Consider the following 13,852-nt stretch of genomic DNA (forward strand, 5'->3'; position numbering starts at 1 on the left):
CCAGAGAGGCCGAACCGATACGCGAGACGGCTGGTCACAGGACGCCAACGCGACCCGAGAGGCGCTTTTCACAGCGTTCGATCGCTCGCCCGAGCGATTCGAAGTCGGCGGTTCCCTCACAGGTGGGGTTCCAGTCACGTACTGGTCGCCACTGGGACATCGCCTCGTCGATCGCCGCTCGTTCCTCGATTACCGTCGTTTTCGCCCCGAACCTTCGTTCGACTCGAGTCGCGAGTTCGTCGTCTGGCTTTCTGACGCGATTGAGAACGACCGCCGCAATTGGGGTCTCGAGGTCGCGCGCGAGTGCTCGCGTTCTGAGCGCATCGACGAGTGCGGATTCGGTCGGCGTCGTGACGAGGACTGCGGCGTGTACGCTGTGTAACTGGGTTCCGACGTCGCGTGCCAGCCCTGCCGGGCAATCGACGACGACGCGGCCACACGATCGCTCGAGTCGCCCGAGTGCGTCCTCGAGCGCAGAGAGGTTCGCCGCGCGAGCACCGGCGAGCGTTCGCCCACAGGGCAGGACGCGAACCGAGCCAAACGAGTCGACGGCCTCGAGCGGGGTTGCCCGGCCCGCGAGCACGTCGTGGAGGTCGGGGCCGTGCCCGCGAGGGAGGTCCGCCGTCGAGAGGTCGGCGTCGACGACGACGGCGTCGAGTTCTCGAGCGAGGTTCAACGAGACGGTCGATTTGCCGACGCCGCCTTTCCCGCCGGTAACGGCGACGATCATGGCGCCGGTGGCAACACGTCGGCAGGAGGTGCCCACCCCTCGAGTTCGGCGAGCGTTTCCGTTGGCGTCTCCCTCTCGTCGTCGGAACTGCGATTCTGGTCACTGAGTTCGAGCGGTGGCTCTGTCGGCTGGGCTGGACTCGCGAATCCGATTCCTCGAGTGCGTCCCGGTTTGATCGTTCCGTTCCACGTCTTCCCGTCCCACTCGGGTGCGGTGACGCCGTCGCGTCGTGGCGGCCAGACCGGCCCCTCGAGTCGACTCTCGAGACGGACCGTCTGGGGCGTCGTCTGCGTGTTTCGAACGAGTGCCGTCACGAACGTGACGCCATCGCGGCGCGTCACGTCGTAGTCGAGTGTAACCATGCCGATGGTTTCCGGCGTCTTTTCCTAAAAAGTCACACACGAACGAGCGGACGATCACTGGTTCTCGTCGGCGACGGTACGTCCCGAAATACTCACGATAGCCGACGTAAAACTCTCTTCTGAGTAACAATCGATCGCGAAGCCTCGAAACGGTTATCCCGTTCGGTAGTGCAGTTTCGGACATATGATTCAGGTCGCCATTAACGGCTACGGCACGATCGGCAAACGCGTCGCGGACGCCGTTCGAGCACAACCAGACATGGAGGTTCTCGGCGTTGCCAAGACGCGACCCAACTTCGAGGCCGAGACGGCACTCGAGAAGGACTTCGACCTCTACGCCGCGATCGAAGAACGCGCTGGCCAGTTCGCCGAGGCCGGCCTCGAGATCGCGGGCCCCGTCGAGGACCTCGTCGACGCAGCCGATATCGTCGTCGACGCCACGCCCTCCGGAATCGGTGCCGAGAACAAGGCCCTCTACGAGGAGTACGACACGCCCGCACTCTATCAGGGTGGCGAGGACGCCGACCTCGTCGAGACGAGTTTCAACGCCCGATCGAACTTCGAGGACGCCGTCGGTGCCGACCACGTCCGCGTCGTCTCTTGTAACACGACCGGTCTCTCCCGTGTGATCGCACCGCTTCGCGAAGCCTACGGCGTCGAGAAGGTCCGCGCAACCCTCGTTCGCCGCGGTGGCGACCCCGGACAGACCGGCCGCGGCCCGATCAACGACATTCTGCCGAATCCGGTGACGATTCCCTCCCATCACGGGCCCGACGTCGAGACCATCTTCGACGACCTCGACATCGACACGCTCGGGATGAAAGTCCCCGCGACGCTGATGCACATGCACAGCCTCAACGTCACCCTCGAGGCCGATGTCGACGCTGCAGACGTTCGCGAACTGTTGGCCGAGGAGTCGCGTCTATTCTTGATCCCCGAGTCGATGGCCATCGACGGCAGCGGGAAACTCAAGGAGTACGCGATGGACGTCGGTCGCCCGCGCGCCGACATCTGGGAGAACTGCATCTGGGAGGAATCCATCTCGACCGTCGGGCGCGACCTCTACCTCTTCCAAGGGATCCACCAGGAGAGCGACGTCGTCCCCGAGAACGTCGACGCGATCCGTGCAGTCCTTGGCGAAGCCGACGCCGAAGAGAGCATCGAGTTGACCAACGAAACGATGGGTGTCGGGCTGTAATCGCCGGCTTTCCGATCTCTACTCGAGGGTTTCGCCGCCGTTACGGTCGGTGCCTTCGTTCACCCCGAACAACTAGTGACGACAGAAAGTTTTTGCCTCGCGGTCTACTACCTTCTCGTATGCGCCGAGACGACCGCGACGAACCCTTCGATGATCTGTTTCGCGAGATCGAGCGGATGATGAACGAGATGATGAACGGTGCAGACGGGAACGTCGATTTCGCCTCCTCGGGTGACGTCGACAACGGCTTCGGCATGGACACGCACGTCGACATCCACGAAACCGACGAGGAGATCCGCGTCATCGCAGACCTTCCCGGCGTCGAGAAACACAACATCGACCTCGAGTGTGACGGCAAGTCACTGACCATCTCCGCCTCGAGCGACCACCGTGAGTACGACGAACGCGTCTCGCTCCCACAGCGCGTCAACGAACACTCCGCCGCCGCGACCTACAACAACGGCGTCCTCGAGGTCGTCTTCGATCTCGCAGAACAGTCGTCCGGAATCAGTCTCGAATAACGACGCTCGCGGTCGCGTGTCGCCGTTTCTGTCGACTCGTTCGCTCACGCACACTCCGTCTCGCAGTACGGTCGCCGACCCTGGTTCGCTCGTTTTAGTTCAGTTCCGATCGGCAGCGTTTCGAATCGCCGCTGTGAGTCGATCGTAGAAGTCCGGTTCGTACTTCGTCTCCTCGTCGATCGTCGGTCGTGCGTTCGTCTCGTTGACCACCAGTTTCTCGCCCGTCTCGAGCAAATCGACCCCGAGGAAGGGAATCTCGAGTTCCCTCGCGACGGATTCGGCGAGGTCTCGCCAGACGTGGGGGAGGTCGACGCCGGTGGCCACCGCACCGCGGTGGACGTTGTGCTTCCACTGGCCCTCCGAAACGGCGTCCTCGGGGAGTCGCCGTTCGACGGCACCCACGTACTCGCCCTCGAGGACCATCACCCGATAGTCGGTCGCCTCGGGGAGGTACTCCTGAACCAGGAAGGACCGATCACCCGTCGCGCGGTAGTCGTGGACCAGCGAGAGGTAATCACAGATGCCCAGAAACGAATCGAGGTCGTGGGCTTTCGCGACGCCCACTCCTCGCGTCGTCGAATTCGGTTTGACGACGACCGGCGGCTCGAACCGTTCGAACGCGTCGGTTAGTTCCGCCTCTCCGACCTCGTTCGAGACGTAGACCGACTTCGGAACCGGCAGATCGGCTCGCTCGAGGCGGGCGAGCACCTCGGCTTTGTTCCGCGAGGTGAGGACCGTTTCGTGGTCGTTGAGCCACGGCACCTCGAGCAAGGCGTCTGCGACTCCCCCTTCCATCAGTCGACCGGGGTAGACGAAGCCGGCGTCGTACTCCTCGCCCGACCACGGCGCGTTCTCTCCCAGCGAAACGACGCGTTCACTCGCGGGCACGTGGTGAACTCGTATTCCCCGTTCTGCCAACGGTTCGCGCATCCGTTGGAACGTCTCCTGGTCGTTGGCGACCGCGAGATCGATCATACTCGAGTGTGGGGTGAGACGGGTAAAAAGGTGCCTCGAAGGTGGTGAGGAGTACGGTGTCGCCATCGAATAACGAACGACATATACTGGTCGTTTCCCTACATTCGACTATCGTGGGAGACGAATGGTAGCGGTCCCCGTCGATGCGATTGTGGATGTCGCGACGACCGTTTTCGTTCTGTCGACGATGCTCGCGATGGGGTTCGAACTCGCGCCCGCTCAGTTAGTGAACGCGCTCAGGAAGCGACGGCTTCTGGCGAAGTCGCTGTTGGTAAATCTCGCCCTCGTCCCGCTGGCCGCGTACGCTATCGTTCGGATCGTCCCGATGAGTAGGGGACATGCGGTCGGTATCTTGCTGATAGCCATGGCACCGGGCGCTCCCTTCGGGCCGAAAATCGCGGAGATCTCCGAGAGCGACATCGCGTTTGCAAGCGGGCTCATGGCCGTGTTAGGAATACTCTCCGTCGTCTCGGTTCCGATAACGGCGGCGCTGCTCATCCCCGGCGACGCCGCAGCCGACCCCGTCGGGATCGCTCAGTTAGTTATCGCCGTCCAACTCGTTCCGCTGGTCGTCGGACTCGCCATCGACATCCGGTACGAATCCGTTTCCGGCCGCCTGTATCCACCGACTCAGCGACTTTCTGATTATTCGTTCGCCTTCTTGCTCGTCCTGTTAGTGGTCGTCTACATCGACGACATGCTCAGTCTCGTCGGCACCGGGACGCTATTGGCCTCGAGTCTCATCGTCGTCGTCGCACTCCTGGCCGGGTACGTCCTCGGCGGACCGACTCGCGGTACGCGTGAAGTGCTGGCGACGACGACCGCCGCCCGAAACGCGGCACTCGCGTTGTTCATCGCGACGACGAGCTTTTCGGACCCGAACGTCCTCACGATGGTTCTCGCCTTCTCCTTTATCGGCGTCCTCGTTCCCGTCTTGGTCGCTGGCGCGTGGCGACGCCGTCCTCGATAGTCGCTTTCGTCCCGAGCGCCCCATCCGGTACAGAATTCGATAGGGAGACAGACGATCGACGCAGACGGTCGTCACTGAGCGTCGAGAGACACCTGATCGCACGACGAGTGTGCGAACAGTGTACAAAACGTGTCGGTTGGCGCGATATTACGCGATGAGTTGCTCTTCGCCCTTCTCGACGATGACGCGACACGGCGGCGAGATCTTGTTGTAGGCGCGTCGGAGCGCGTCCTTGGCGAACTCGGCGTCGTCGACGTCACACCAGATCGTGAAGATACGTTCGCCGGCGTCGATTCGCGCTGCGGTGCCAACGATCTTCCCGAAGGACTGGCGCATCCCGTCGGAAACACGGTCTGCACCCGCACCCGTCGCCTGCTTGTTTTCACGGATGACGTGGTGGGGGAACTTTCGGAGAATCATCTTGTAGTTGTGCTCTCCGGCGTTTTTCAGCATGTGGCGGTTAGCCGAAAGACGCGAGGCCTCGAGGCTGCCGTGGCGAATCTGGACTTCTTCCTCGGTGACGAGGCTGATCTGGACCGGATATTCTTCGGGGTCGGCACGGACGTCGCCCATCTTGTGCTGTGCGATCTTCGAACCAGGGATCCCAGTAATGTACTCCCGGCGGGTGTACGCCGGCTTACTGATTTCCCGATACATTGAGGCGGGTTTGTCGGACATGGTTGTGATTACTTACGAAAACGCAGGCCTACCGTGCGGATAAAGGCTTCGAACCACGCTCTGGGTGTGTCGGGCGGTCTCGTACCGACGTTCTCCCCTCGAGTACGTGTTCGCTCGACCAGCTTGCGGACACCACTCACAGCAAACGGCGTTCTGGCGGCGCGTTTAAGGCCTTTCCGGAGGTACCATGGGGCATGATGAAGAGCTTCCGGATCGGCTCTCTGTTCGGGATCCCGATCAGGTTGGATCTGACGTTCTTACTGGTGTTGCCGCTGTTCGCCTACCTCATCGGCGCTCAGATCGACCCAGTCGTGGAGCTTCTCAACTTGAGTATGGGTGCCGGTATCGACAGCGACGCCTTGACCGCCGAGTGGTGGCTGCCGTACGTCGTCGGTCTCGCTGCGGCGATCGGCCTGTTCGTCGGCGTCGTCTTACACGAACTCGGTCACTCGCTGACGGCCCAACGGTACGGTTTTCCGATCGACTCGATTACGCTCTGGCTGTTCGGTGGCATCGCCGCGCTCTCGGAGATGCCAGAAGACTGGCGAAAGGAGTTCACGATCGCCATCGCCGGACCGATCGTCTCCGTGCTCGTCGGCATCGGTTCCTACGCGCTCTTTATCCTCACGCCGGAAACGTTCGACAGCACGCGCTTCGTGCTCGGCTATCTGGCCGTGTTGAACGTCGCGTTAGCGATTTTCAACATGATCCCGGCGTTTCCGATGGACGGCGGTCGCATCCTCCGGGCGTTACTCGCCCGCAGCCAACCCTACGCGAAAGCGACCCAGCAGGCGGCGTCCATCGGGAAGATGTTCGCGATCTTCATGGGGCTGTTCGGACTGCTCCAGTTCAACATCATCCTCATCGGCGTCGCCTTCTTCGTCTACATCGCCGCCTCGAGTGAAGCCCAGCAGGTGACGATGAAGGCTGCGTTCCAGGACGTGACCGTCGGCGACATCATGACGCCGGTTCGCGACCTGCACACGGTCGAACCCCAGACGTCGGTAGCGACGTTGATCCAGCGAATGTTCACCGAACGCCACACGGGCTACCCGGTCATCGACACGAACGGGTTCGACTCCGGCCGCCTCGTGGGCCTCGTTACGCTGTCGGACGCCCGCGAGATCAAACCGGTCGAACGGGACGCCTACACGGTCGAGGAAGTGATGACGAGCGACCTCAAGACGATTTCTCCCGACTCCGACGCGATGACGGCGATCGACCAGATGCGCGAGGACAACATCGGCCGTCTACTCGTCGTCGAAAACGGCGACCTCGTCGGTCTCATCTCGAGGTCTGACGTGATGACGGCCTTCGATATCGTCCAGAAGAGCGGCTCGGTCAACCCGGCCGGGCAGCCGTGGACGGCAGACTGACTCGTCGCCCCTCGCTCTCCTCGGCCGCTGTTTCCGTTGAGTACCCACTCTCGTCGATCCCCGCCCCGTTTCTCGCCGGTTCACTCGAGTGGATCGGTGGACGAATGACGGTCAACGAGTGGACGAGAAGCCGAGCGAATCGGTAGGCGGGTCGGTGAATGCGAGCGGTTCCCAACGTTCGTCCCCGCATTCGGGCGGGAGTACCGCTTTCAACATTCTTAACCGCGGCCGGGGCTGATACTGCGCCGATGCCACCGGCAATCGAGACCGCCGATCTCGTGAAGGAATACGGCGATCTGCGGGCTCTACAGGAACTGTCGTTGACCGTCGAGGAGGGGGAATTCTTCGGGCTGCTCGGACCGAACGGTGCCGGGAAGACGACGTTCATCAACACGCTGGTCGGGTTGGTTCGAAAGACCGGCGGCGAGGCCCACGTCTTCGGCTACGACGTCGAAACCGAGTACCAACAGGCTCGAGACGCGATCGGCGTGGCTCCCCAGGAGTTCAACGTCGATCGATTCTTCCCCATTAAGGAGGTGCTCCAGCACAAGGCTGGCTACCACGGAATTCCCGAAGAGGAGGCCGCCGAGCGAGCCGACGAGGTGCTCAAACGCGTGGGGATCTACGACAAGCGAAACGAGCGCTTCGACTGGCTCTCGGGCGGAATGAAACGCCGTCTGCTGCTCGCTCGCGCGCTCGTCACCGATCCCGATCTCCTGATCCTGGACGAACCGACGGCCGGCGTCGACGTCCAGTTGCGCCACGACCTCTGGGACCTCGTCACCGAACTCAACGAGGAAGGGACGACCATCCTGTTGACGACTCACTACATCGAGGAAGCCGAACGCCTCTGTGACCGCGTCGCGATCATGAACGAGGGCCGGAAGGTAACCGTCGCGACGCCCGACGACCTGAAAACTCGCGGAACGGATACGATCTCGGTCCGTCTCGAGTCGCCAGTCACCTCGGCCGCGGCGGCCGATATAGAGTCCGAACTCGAGGCGTACGCCCACGGCGTCGAGCCCTCTCCGGCCGGTGACGGGCTCGACGTTCGCGTCGACGACGGCGGTTCGAGCGCGCCGCGGCTCTTGAACGATCTCGAGGCGCGAGGATACGAAATCGCTGATCTCGAGATCTCGCGAACGTCGCTCGAGGAGATTTTCGTCGACCTGACGCGAAGCGAGGATCGGACCGTCACGCGCTCGTCGGCGTCGGACGCCGAAGACGCCGTAGACGATGCGGACCACGAAAACGACGAAAGCGAAGCGATGGAAGCGGACACAGGAGATGAAACCGCAGAACCGAGCGAGCCGGAGCAAGGGGGTGTCGTCTGATGTTCTCGGTTGGCTTTCGCGCGCTCTTCAAGCGAGAGCTGTTGCGGTTCATCCGTCGCCCGAAGAACACGTTCATGCCGCCGGCGATCACGAACGTACTCTACTTCGCCGTCTTCGGGCTCATTCTGGGTGGGCGAATCGAGGAACCGGTCGATGGAATCGGCTACATCCTCTTTCTCGTCCCCGGCCTCGTCGTGTTAGGAACGATCTCGAACTCGTTTGAGAACGCCTCGTTCTCCATCTTCCACGGTCGCTGGAACGAGTACATCCACGAGACGCTCACGTCGCCGCTTTCCTACGCCGAGATGGTCGTCGCCTACGTCGGTGCGAGCGCCGTTCGCGGCCTGATCGTCGGTGTCATCGTCGCCGTCATCGGCCGGGTGTTCGTCCCCATCTCGATCGAACACGGACTCTTTCTCGTGGTCACGATGGTCGTCATCGCCGCCCTCTTCGCCGGCTTCGGAATCATCGGCGGCCTCGTGGCCCGCGACTTCGACGATCTAACGGTGATGAACCAGTTCATCTTGCGCCCGCTCGTGTTCTTCGGGGCCGTCTTCTACTCCCTCGAGATGTTCGAGCAGGCCTGGCAGGTGTACCTCTCGCTGTTGAATCCGATGGTGTACATGGTCGATAGCGTTCGATACGGACTGATCGGGCACTCGGACATGCACTCCGTCGCGCCGGCCGCCTACGCGGAGTTCGCACCGTACGCGTCGCTCGCCGTGTTGAGCACCCTCACCGCCGTCGTCATCGCGCTCGACGTCTACCTGTTCAAAATTGGATACGGGTTGACGGACTGACGAACCGACGGAATAACGGACCGGCGAGTTCGGGCCGCTGCCGGCGTCCGCGTTATCGCTCGTACTCGGCTACCTGCACCACTTGCTTCCCGATATTCTCACCCTCGAACAGGCCGAGGAATGCGTCCGGGGCGTTCTCGAAGCCCTCGACGACGTTCTCACGGTAGCGGACGTCGTCGTTCTGGATGAACGTCGAGAGTCGCTGCAGGGCCTCGCCCCAGCGGGGTTGATAGTCGCTGACGAGCAGTCCTTCGACCGTCGCGCGACTCTCGATGAGTTTGGCGAGTTTTCGCGGGCCGGTCGGCACCGACGTCTCGTTGTAGAGGGCGATCTGTCCGCAGACGGCGACGCGGGCGTCGACGTTCAGCCGGGGCCAGACGGCGTCCGTGATCGGGCCGCCGACGTTGTCGAAGTAGACGTCGACGCCGTCCGGACAGGCCGCGTCGACCGCACCGGAGAGGTCGTCGGTCTCCTTGTAGTTGATCGCCGCGTCGAAACCGAGGTCCTCCGTGAGCCAGTCTACTTTCGCCTCGCTGCCGGCCGTCCCGACGACGCGTGCGCCCGAGAGTTTGGCGAGTTGGCCGACGACGGAGCCGACGGCACCCGCCGCGGCGGAGACGACGACAGTGTCGCCGGGGATCGGATCGCAGACGTCGTTGAGCCCCCAGTAGGCCGTGACGCCGGGCATGCCGAGGACGCCGAGCGCCGTCGAGATCGGTCCGTGGTCCGGATTCACCGACTGGAGCTCGTCCGCGCTCGCGACGGCGTGTTCGGCCCACAGGAGATCTCCGGTGACGATATCGCCCTCGTCGTACTCGGCGGCGTTGGACTCGAGGACTTCGCCGACGACGCTCGCCTTCATGGGGTCGCCGACGTCCCACGGTTCGGCGTAGGACTCCGCATCCCGCATCCGGCCGCGCATGTAGGGGTCGACGGACTGGTACAGCGTCCGCACGAGCACTTCGTTCGCGTCTGGTTCGGGTCGGTCTACGGTGACGAGTTCGAAGTTTTCGTGCGTCGGCTCTCCGACGGGACGACTCGCGAGCTGCCACTGTCTGGTTTCTGCCATATGCCAGTGAAAGGATGGGCTAGTAAGTGACTATTTGGGTCCCGGAACCAGTTAGCGACGGTAATTTTCGACCGTCGACGTAGGCGACTCGAGCGATCCTGCTCCCTCCCAATCGTCTGGACGGTCCGACGTCCAGGCGCGCTTCGTGGGCTCGAACCGGTCGGACGGGTCGACGCTCCATCGCGTCTCGTGGATAGCGCAAATTCGGACCGAACAGAAACCGTTTTGCTGGGGATCCGTCACTAGCTGTGTATGGACGCGGATCACGACGTTCTCGAGGAGTTGCTCGCTGGAAATGAGCGCCACGTCACGGGACTTCCCGAGGAGTACTTCGGCACGGTACAAACCGGGCAAGAGCCGGACGTCGTCACGATTTGTTGTTCCGACTCGCGGGTTCCACAGGAACGGATGTGGGGGACGGACGGGCCGGGAACGGTCTTCACCCCGAGCAACATCGGCAATCAGGTCTGGGACGACGACGCCGGTGAGCGGATCGTCGACGGTGGCCTCCTGTACCCGATCCACCACACCGGCACCGACGCCGTCGCGGTCGTCGGTCACACTGGCTGCGGGGCGGTCACCGCAGCCTACAACGCTGCGACGGGTGGTGACCTTCCCGGCCCGGCGGGCGTCTCCAAGTGGGTCGAGCTACTCGTTCCGGTCGTCGAGGAGGCCCTCGAGAGCGGCTTGATCGACACTGATGCGGACGAGAGTCAGATCATCAATCAACTCGTCGAGTACAACGTCGAGTATCAGACGCAGTTCTTACGAGCCGCGGACGACGACGTCGTTCCCGCCGACCTCGACATCTACGGCTTCGTCTACGACTTTCAGGGCGTCTACGGCGACGAGCACGGTCGCGCGTATCTCGTCACCGTCAACGGCGAAACCGACCCCGACGTGATCGTCGACGACGTCCCCGACTCCTACGACGCGACGGTTCGGAGTTTGCTTCACTAACGACCATCACTCAGCGAGTCGGTGACACAGCGCTTCGATGCTGACGGTGCCCACGCGAGCGCAACCGGTCGAGGCGTTCGAGGTATGAACCCGGTAGGTTTTTGCGCTTCGCAGTAAACTGTTGACGTATGCGGAAGTTCCTCGAGTCCGATCCGGGATTTTACTACGCCATCGGATTCTTCATCATCGCGATCTTCGTCGTCGCGTTAGCCGTGCTCGTGGTGATCTCGCCGGGCTCTCTCGGTGCCGTCGAACTCGTCGGGTTCGTTGGTGGATTCGTCCTCTTCATGCTCGTGTACTTCGTCGCGATTTCGGTGCACCGACTCGAGGGCCGTAACGAGACGTAGCACTGGCGTAGCGAATTCTCGAGGCAGAGGGTGTCAACAGCGCCGTTGTGGGCGATACTGGTCGAGTCCGGAGGGTTTATCACTGTTGCCCGCTTTTGTTCAAAAGCAATGGCGAAAGGAACCGTTGATTTCTTCAACGACACTGGCGGCTACGGATTCATCGAAACTGAGGACGCGGACGACGACGTGTTCTTCCACATGGAAGACATCGGCGGCCCGGACCTTGAGGAAGGACAGGAGCTCGAGTTCGACATCGAGCAGGCCCCAAAAGGCCCACGCGCGACGAACGTCGAGCGCCTGTAAGGCGAATTCGCGGAGGTATCGGCACTTCAGAACTGTATTTTACACCCCTGAGCGACAGCGCCGTCGCTCGCGATACGATCGCCCGGTTCCCGGCTCGATGAACGTTTAGTACCATCAGCGCGTACGTCCCGGTATGACCGACGCAACTGCAGATTCCGAGGACCGAGCGGGTGCCGAGGCGTTGCTTCGACGCGGCGACGAAATCGACTACGCAGCCGTCGACGCAGCGGACGGCCTCGAGAAGGGCGTCTTGATCGCCGACGAACACGGTGCACCGAACTTCGCGATCCGCCGATTCGTCCTCGAGGCGGGCGCGGCGGTACCCGAGCACACGAACGAGGTCGAACACGAGCAGTACGTTCTCGAGGGCGAGTACACGGTGGGCGTCGGGGACGAGGAGCACACCGTCGAAGCGGGCGACTCGCTCTTGATTCCCGCCGGAACGGTCCACTGGTATCGCAACGAGGGCGACGAGCCGGGTGCGTTCCTCTGTGCCGTTCCCAACGGTGACGACGAGATCGAGTTGCTCGAGTAACGACCGAGCAGCGAGTTGGGACGCTGCCTGCAGGTAGGTCGTTTCGCGTGGGGCACCCCTTCGAGGAGGACAACGTTATTTCCCGGGCCAGTGACGAACGAGACGACGTGAACGTCCTCGTCATCTTGGGCCACCCTCGAAACGAGAGTTTTGGCGGTGCGCTGGCCGACGCGTACCGTGAGGGCTGCGTGCAGGCGGGCGTCGACGTTCGCTCGCTCGCCGTCGCCGACCTCGAGTTCGACCCCGACGTCCACGCCGGGTGTCCGAGCGACCAGCCACTCGAGGACGATCTGCTGGCGGCCCAGCGGGACATCGAGTGGGCGGATCATCTCGTCTTCGTCTATCCGAACTGGTGGGGGACGATGCCCGCGCGCCTCAAGGGCTTTTTCGACCGCGTCTTCGAACCCGGTTTCGCGTTCGCGGAGTACGACGAGGGCGAGGGCGCGGGCCACGTGGAACTACTGGACGACAAAACCGCCGAACTGATTGTCACGATGGACATGCCGCCGTGGGTCTATCGCTGGATCTACCGCCAGCCCGGGACGAACGCGCTCAAGCGCGCGACCCTCGGCTACGCGGGCATCGAGACGACGCGGGTGACCGAGATCGGTCCGATCGAGGACTCTTCGCTCGAGGAGCGCAACGAGTGGCTCGCGGACGTCGAGGAGCTGGGTCGTTCGCTGGCGACGGGTCCGAAATCGAGGGCCACTCGAGCGAAGCAGAAACTGACGGCGTGGATGGGTGCGCTCCGTCTGCAGTTCTATCCGATGGCGTGGCTCGCCTACACGATCGGGGCGCTGGCCGCAGCGGACTTGAGCGCGGTCTTCAGTTCGGCCGCCTACTGGCTCGGATTGGGATTCTTGTTCTTCCTCGAGGCGGCGACCGTGTTCACGAACGAGTATTTCGACTACGAGACGGATCGCGAGAATACGTTCGCCGGACCGTTTACGGGTGGTTCGCAGGTTCTGGTCGACGGCCAGCTATCGTTCGAGGAACTCCGGCGGGCAATTGGGGCGACACTCGTTCTCAGTGCGCTATTTGGGGTGGGAACGCTCTTCGCAGCAGCGGGGTCGCCGATCGCCCTCTCGAGTGCGATGGTCGTCCTCGCAGCGTTGGCACTTGGCTACACGGCACCGCCGCTGAAGCTGTCGTATCGAACCCTGGGGGAGGCGACGGTCGCCTGGACGCACAGTATCGGCGTGTTGGTGATCGGTTTTCTCGCCGTTGGCGGATCGTGGCACGTTCCGGAGCCGTGGCTGCTCGGTGTCCCCTTCTTGCTCTCCGTCCTGCCGTCAATCACGCTGGCCGGCGTTCCCGACTACGCGGCCGATCGAGCCGTCGGAAAGCAGACGATCGCCGTTCGCTTCGGACTCGCGGGCGCTGGGGCTTTCGCGATGGGAACGGCGCTGCTGGCTGCGCTGGTCGGACTCGTCTGGTACGGACGCAGTGTGGCTTCTCACGCGTACGGGCCAGTGATTTCACTGAGTCTCGGCCACGCTCTCGTGCTCTGTTGGCTGATCCACCGTCGATTGGACGCCACGGCTGGCTCCCAACGCATCGACGGTCTCATGCTCGCTTCCTTGAGCTATATCGGCTGGTTTGCCGTCGTCCCCGTGATTACTCTCGTGTAGCGACCCCTTCTATCCGCACTCTTCGTGCCTTTTCGCGCCATCGGACGCAGCATCGTCGTTCTC

Annotated in this window: 16 protein-coding genes; 11 read left to right on the forward strand and 5 right to left on the reverse strand. The window is 62.7% G+C overall.

Annotated features, from left to right (window positions below; translation table 11 throughout):
• Nucleotides 1-34: 34 nt before the first annotated feature.
• Both BB347_RS12390 and BB347_RS12395 read right to left on the reverse strand, forming a co-directional pair.
• Nucleotides 35-730, reverse strand: coding sequence for a MinD/ParA family ATP-binding protein (locus tag BB347_RS12390; protein ID WP_076583741.1), 696 nt, complete (start codon nucleotides 728-730; stop codon nucleotides 35-37).
• Nucleotides 727-1,092, reverse strand: coding sequence for a DUF7857 domain-containing protein (locus BB347_RS12395; RefSeq protein WP_076583743.1), 366 nt, complete (start codon nucleotides 1,090-1,092; stop codon nucleotides 727-729). The genes BB347_RS12390 and BB347_RS12395 overlap by 4 nt, the downstream gene beginning before the upstream one ends.
• Before the next feature lie 184 nt (nucleotides 1,093-1,276).
• Here BB347_RS12395 and BB347_RS12400 point away from each other — a divergent pair, with 184 nt between their 5' ends.
• Both BB347_RS12400 and BB347_RS12405 read left to right on the forward strand, forming a co-directional pair.
• Nucleotides 1,277-2,290 carry a type II glyceraldehyde-3-phosphate dehydrogenase gene (locus BB347_RS12400; RefSeq protein ID WP_076583744.1) on the forward strand — a complete coding sequence of 338 codons (1,014 nt, stop codon included), beginning with the start codon at nucleotides 1,277-1,279 and terminating at the stop codon, nucleotides 2,288-2,290.
• A gap of 119 nt (nucleotides 2,291-2,409) precedes the next feature.
• Nucleotides 2,410-2,811: an Hsp20/alpha crystallin family protein gene (locus BB347_RS12405; protein WP_076583746.1), complete on the forward strand. Its 402-nt coding sequence runs from the start codon at nucleotides 2,410-2,412 to the stop codon at nucleotides 2,809-2,811.
• A gap of 99 nt (nucleotides 2,812-2,910) precedes the next feature.
• Here the strand turns inward: BB347_RS12405 and BB347_RS12410 are convergent, their stop codons facing one another.
• Nucleotides 2,911-3,786: an ATP-grasp domain-containing protein gene (locus BB347_RS12410; RefSeq protein ID WP_076583747.1), complete on the reverse strand. Its 876-nt coding sequence runs from the start codon at nucleotides 3,784-3,786 to the stop codon at nucleotides 2,911-2,913.
• A 124-nt stretch (nucleotides 3,787-3,910) separates the two neighbouring features.
• On the opposite strand from BB347_RS12410, the gene BB347_RS12415 reads away from it, so the two are divergent.
• Complete coding sequence (locus BB347_RS12415; protein ID WP_076583750.1) at nucleotides 3,911-4,756, forward strand: bile acid:sodium symporter family protein; 846 nt, start codon at nucleotides 3,911-3,913, stop codon at nucleotides 4,754-4,756.
• 147 nt (nucleotides 4,757-4,903) lie between these two features.
• Here BB347_RS12415 and BB347_RS12420 read toward each other — a convergent pair whose 3' ends face one another.
• Entirely contained in the window at nucleotides 4,904-5,434 is a 531-nt protein-coding gene (locus BB347_RS12420; RefSeq protein WP_076583751.1) for a 50S ribosomal protein L16, read from the reverse strand.
• Nucleotides 5,435-5,628: 194 nt separating this feature from the next.
• On the opposite strand from BB347_RS12420, the gene BB347_RS12425 reads away from it, so the two are divergent.
• The 3 genes from BB347_RS12425 to BB347_RS12435 all read left to right on the forward strand — a co-directional run bounded on the left by BB347_RS12425 (nucleotide 5,629) and on the right by BB347_RS12435 (nucleotide 8,944).
• The gene (locus tag BB347_RS12425; RefSeq protein WP_076583753.1) at nucleotides 5,629-6,810 is read left to right on the forward strand and encodes a CBS domain-containing protein; all 1,182 of its coding nucleotides are present in this window, start codon (nucleotides 5,629-5,631) and stop codon (nucleotides 6,808-6,810) included.
• A gap of 248 nt (nucleotides 6,811-7,058) precedes the next feature.
• Nucleotides 7,059-8,144, forward strand: coding sequence for an ABC transporter ATP-binding protein (locus BB347_RS12430; RefSeq protein WP_076583754.1), 1,086 nt, complete (start codon nucleotides 7,059-7,061; stop codon nucleotides 8,142-8,144).
• A complete protein-coding gene (locus BB347_RS12435) occupies nucleotides 8,144-8,944 on the forward strand; it encodes an ABC transporter permease (protein ID WP_076583756.1) in 801 nt (266 codons plus the stop codon). The genes BB347_RS12430 and BB347_RS12435 overlap by 1 nt, the downstream gene beginning before the upstream one ends.
• A 52-nt stretch (nucleotides 8,945-8,996) precedes the next feature.
• Here the strand turns inward: BB347_RS12435 and BB347_RS12440 are convergent, their stop codons facing one another.
• Nucleotides 8,997-10,013 (reverse strand): NADP-dependent oxidoreductase, encoded by a 1,017-nt coding sequence (locus BB347_RS12440; protein ID WP_076583758.1) that lies wholly within the window; start codon nucleotides 10,011-10,013, stop codon nucleotides 8,997-8,999.
• A 252-nt stretch (nucleotides 10,014-10,265) separates the two neighbouring features.
• On the opposite strand from BB347_RS12440, the gene BB347_RS12450 reads away from it, so the two are divergent.
• From BB347_RS12450 to BB347_RS12470, 5 genes are all read left to right on the forward strand, one after another.
• Nucleotides 10,266-10,973, forward strand: a complete 708-nt coding sequence (locus tag BB347_RS12450) for a carbonic anhydrase (RefSeq protein WP_076583761.1) — start codon at nucleotides 10,266-10,268, stop codon at nucleotides 10,971-10,973.
• Nucleotides 10,974-11,101: 128 nt separating this feature from the next.
• Nucleotides 11,102-11,320 (forward strand): hypothetical protein, encoded by a 219-nt coding sequence (locus BB347_RS12455; protein WP_076583762.1) that lies wholly within the window; start codon nucleotides 11,102-11,104, stop codon nucleotides 11,318-11,320.
• Nucleotides 11,321-11,428: 108 nt separating this feature from the next.
• Nucleotides 11,429-11,623 (forward strand): cold-shock protein, encoded by a 195-nt coding sequence (locus BB347_RS12460; RefSeq protein ID WP_005554588.1) that lies wholly within the window; start codon nucleotides 11,429-11,431, stop codon nucleotides 11,621-11,623.
• A gap of 133 nt (nucleotides 11,624-11,756) precedes the next feature.
• Nucleotides 11,757-12,158 carry a cupin domain-containing protein gene (locus tag BB347_RS12465; protein ID WP_076583764.1) on the forward strand — a complete coding sequence of 134 codons (402 nt, stop codon included), beginning with the start codon at nucleotides 11,757-11,759 and terminating at the stop codon, nucleotides 12,156-12,158.
• 107 nt (nucleotides 12,159-12,265) lie between these two features.
• On the forward strand, nucleotides 12,266-13,789 hold the full coding sequence (locus tag BB347_RS12470) for an NAD(P)H-dependent oxidoreductase (protein WP_076583889.1): 1,524 nt from the start codon (nucleotides 12,266-12,268) through the stop codon (nucleotides 13,787-13,789).
• Nucleotides 13,790-13,852 lie beyond the last annotated feature (63 nt).

This window comes from Natronorubrum daqingense (assembly GCF_001971705.1).
Lineage (GTDB): Archaea > Halobacteriota > Halobacteria > Halobacteriales > Natrialbaceae > Natronorubrum > Natronorubrum daqingense.

Coding starts and splice junctions, on each gene's coding strand:
- BB347_RS12390 (WP_076583741.1), bottom strand. CDS start 730: ATGATCGTCGCCGTTACCGGCGGGAAAGGCGGCGTCGGCAAATCGACC.
- BB347_RS12395 (WP_076583743.1), bottom strand. CDS start 1,092: ATGGTTACACTCGACTACGACGTGACGCGCCGCGATGGCGTCACGTTC.
- BB347_RS12400 (WP_076583744.1), top strand. CDS start 1,277: ATGATTCAGGTCGCCATTAACGGCTACGGCACGATCGGCAAACGCGTC.
- BB347_RS12405 (WP_076583746.1), top strand. CDS start 2,410: ATGCGCCGAGACGACCGCGACGAACCCTTCGATGATCTGTTTCGCGAG.
- BB347_RS12410 (WP_076583747.1), bottom strand. CDS start 3,786: ATGATCGATCTCGCGGTCGCCAACGACCAGGAGACGTTCCAACGGATG.
- BB347_RS12415 (WP_076583750.1), top strand. CDS start 3,911: ATGGTAGCGGTCCCCGTCGATGCGATTGTGGATGTCGCGACGACCGTT.
- BB347_RS12420 (WP_076583751.1), bottom strand. CDS start 5,434: ATGTCCGACAAACCCGCCTCAATGTATCGGGAAATCAGTAAGCCGGCG.
- BB347_RS12425 (WP_076583753.1), top strand. CDS start 5,629: ATGATGAAGAGCTTCCGGATCGGCTCTCTGTTCGGGATCCCGATCAGG.
- BB347_RS12430 (WP_076583754.1), top strand. CDS start 7,059: ATGCCACCGGCAATCGAGACCGCCGATCTCGTGAAGGAATACGGCGAT.
- BB347_RS12435 (WP_076583756.1), top strand. CDS start 8,144: ATGTTCTCGGTTGGCTTTCGCGCGCTCTTCAAGCGAGAGCTGTTGCGG.
- BB347_RS12440 (WP_076583758.1), bottom strand. CDS start 10,013: ATGGCAGAAACCAGACAGTGGCAGCTCGCGAGTCGTCCCGTCGGAGAG.
- BB347_RS12450 (WP_076583761.1), top strand. CDS start 10,266: ATGGACGCGGATCACGACGTTCTCGAGGAGTTGCTCGCTGGAAATGAG.
- BB347_RS12455 (WP_076583762.1), top strand. CDS start 11,102: ATGCGGAAGTTCCTCGAGTCCGATCCGGGATTTTACTACGCCATCGGA.
- BB347_RS12460 (WP_005554588.1), top strand. CDS start 11,429: ATGGCGAAAGGAACCGTTGATTTCTTCAACGACACTGGCGGCTACGGA.
- BB347_RS12465 (WP_076583764.1), top strand. CDS start 11,757: ATGACCGACGCAACTGCAGATTCCGAGGACCGAGCGGGTGCCGAGGCG.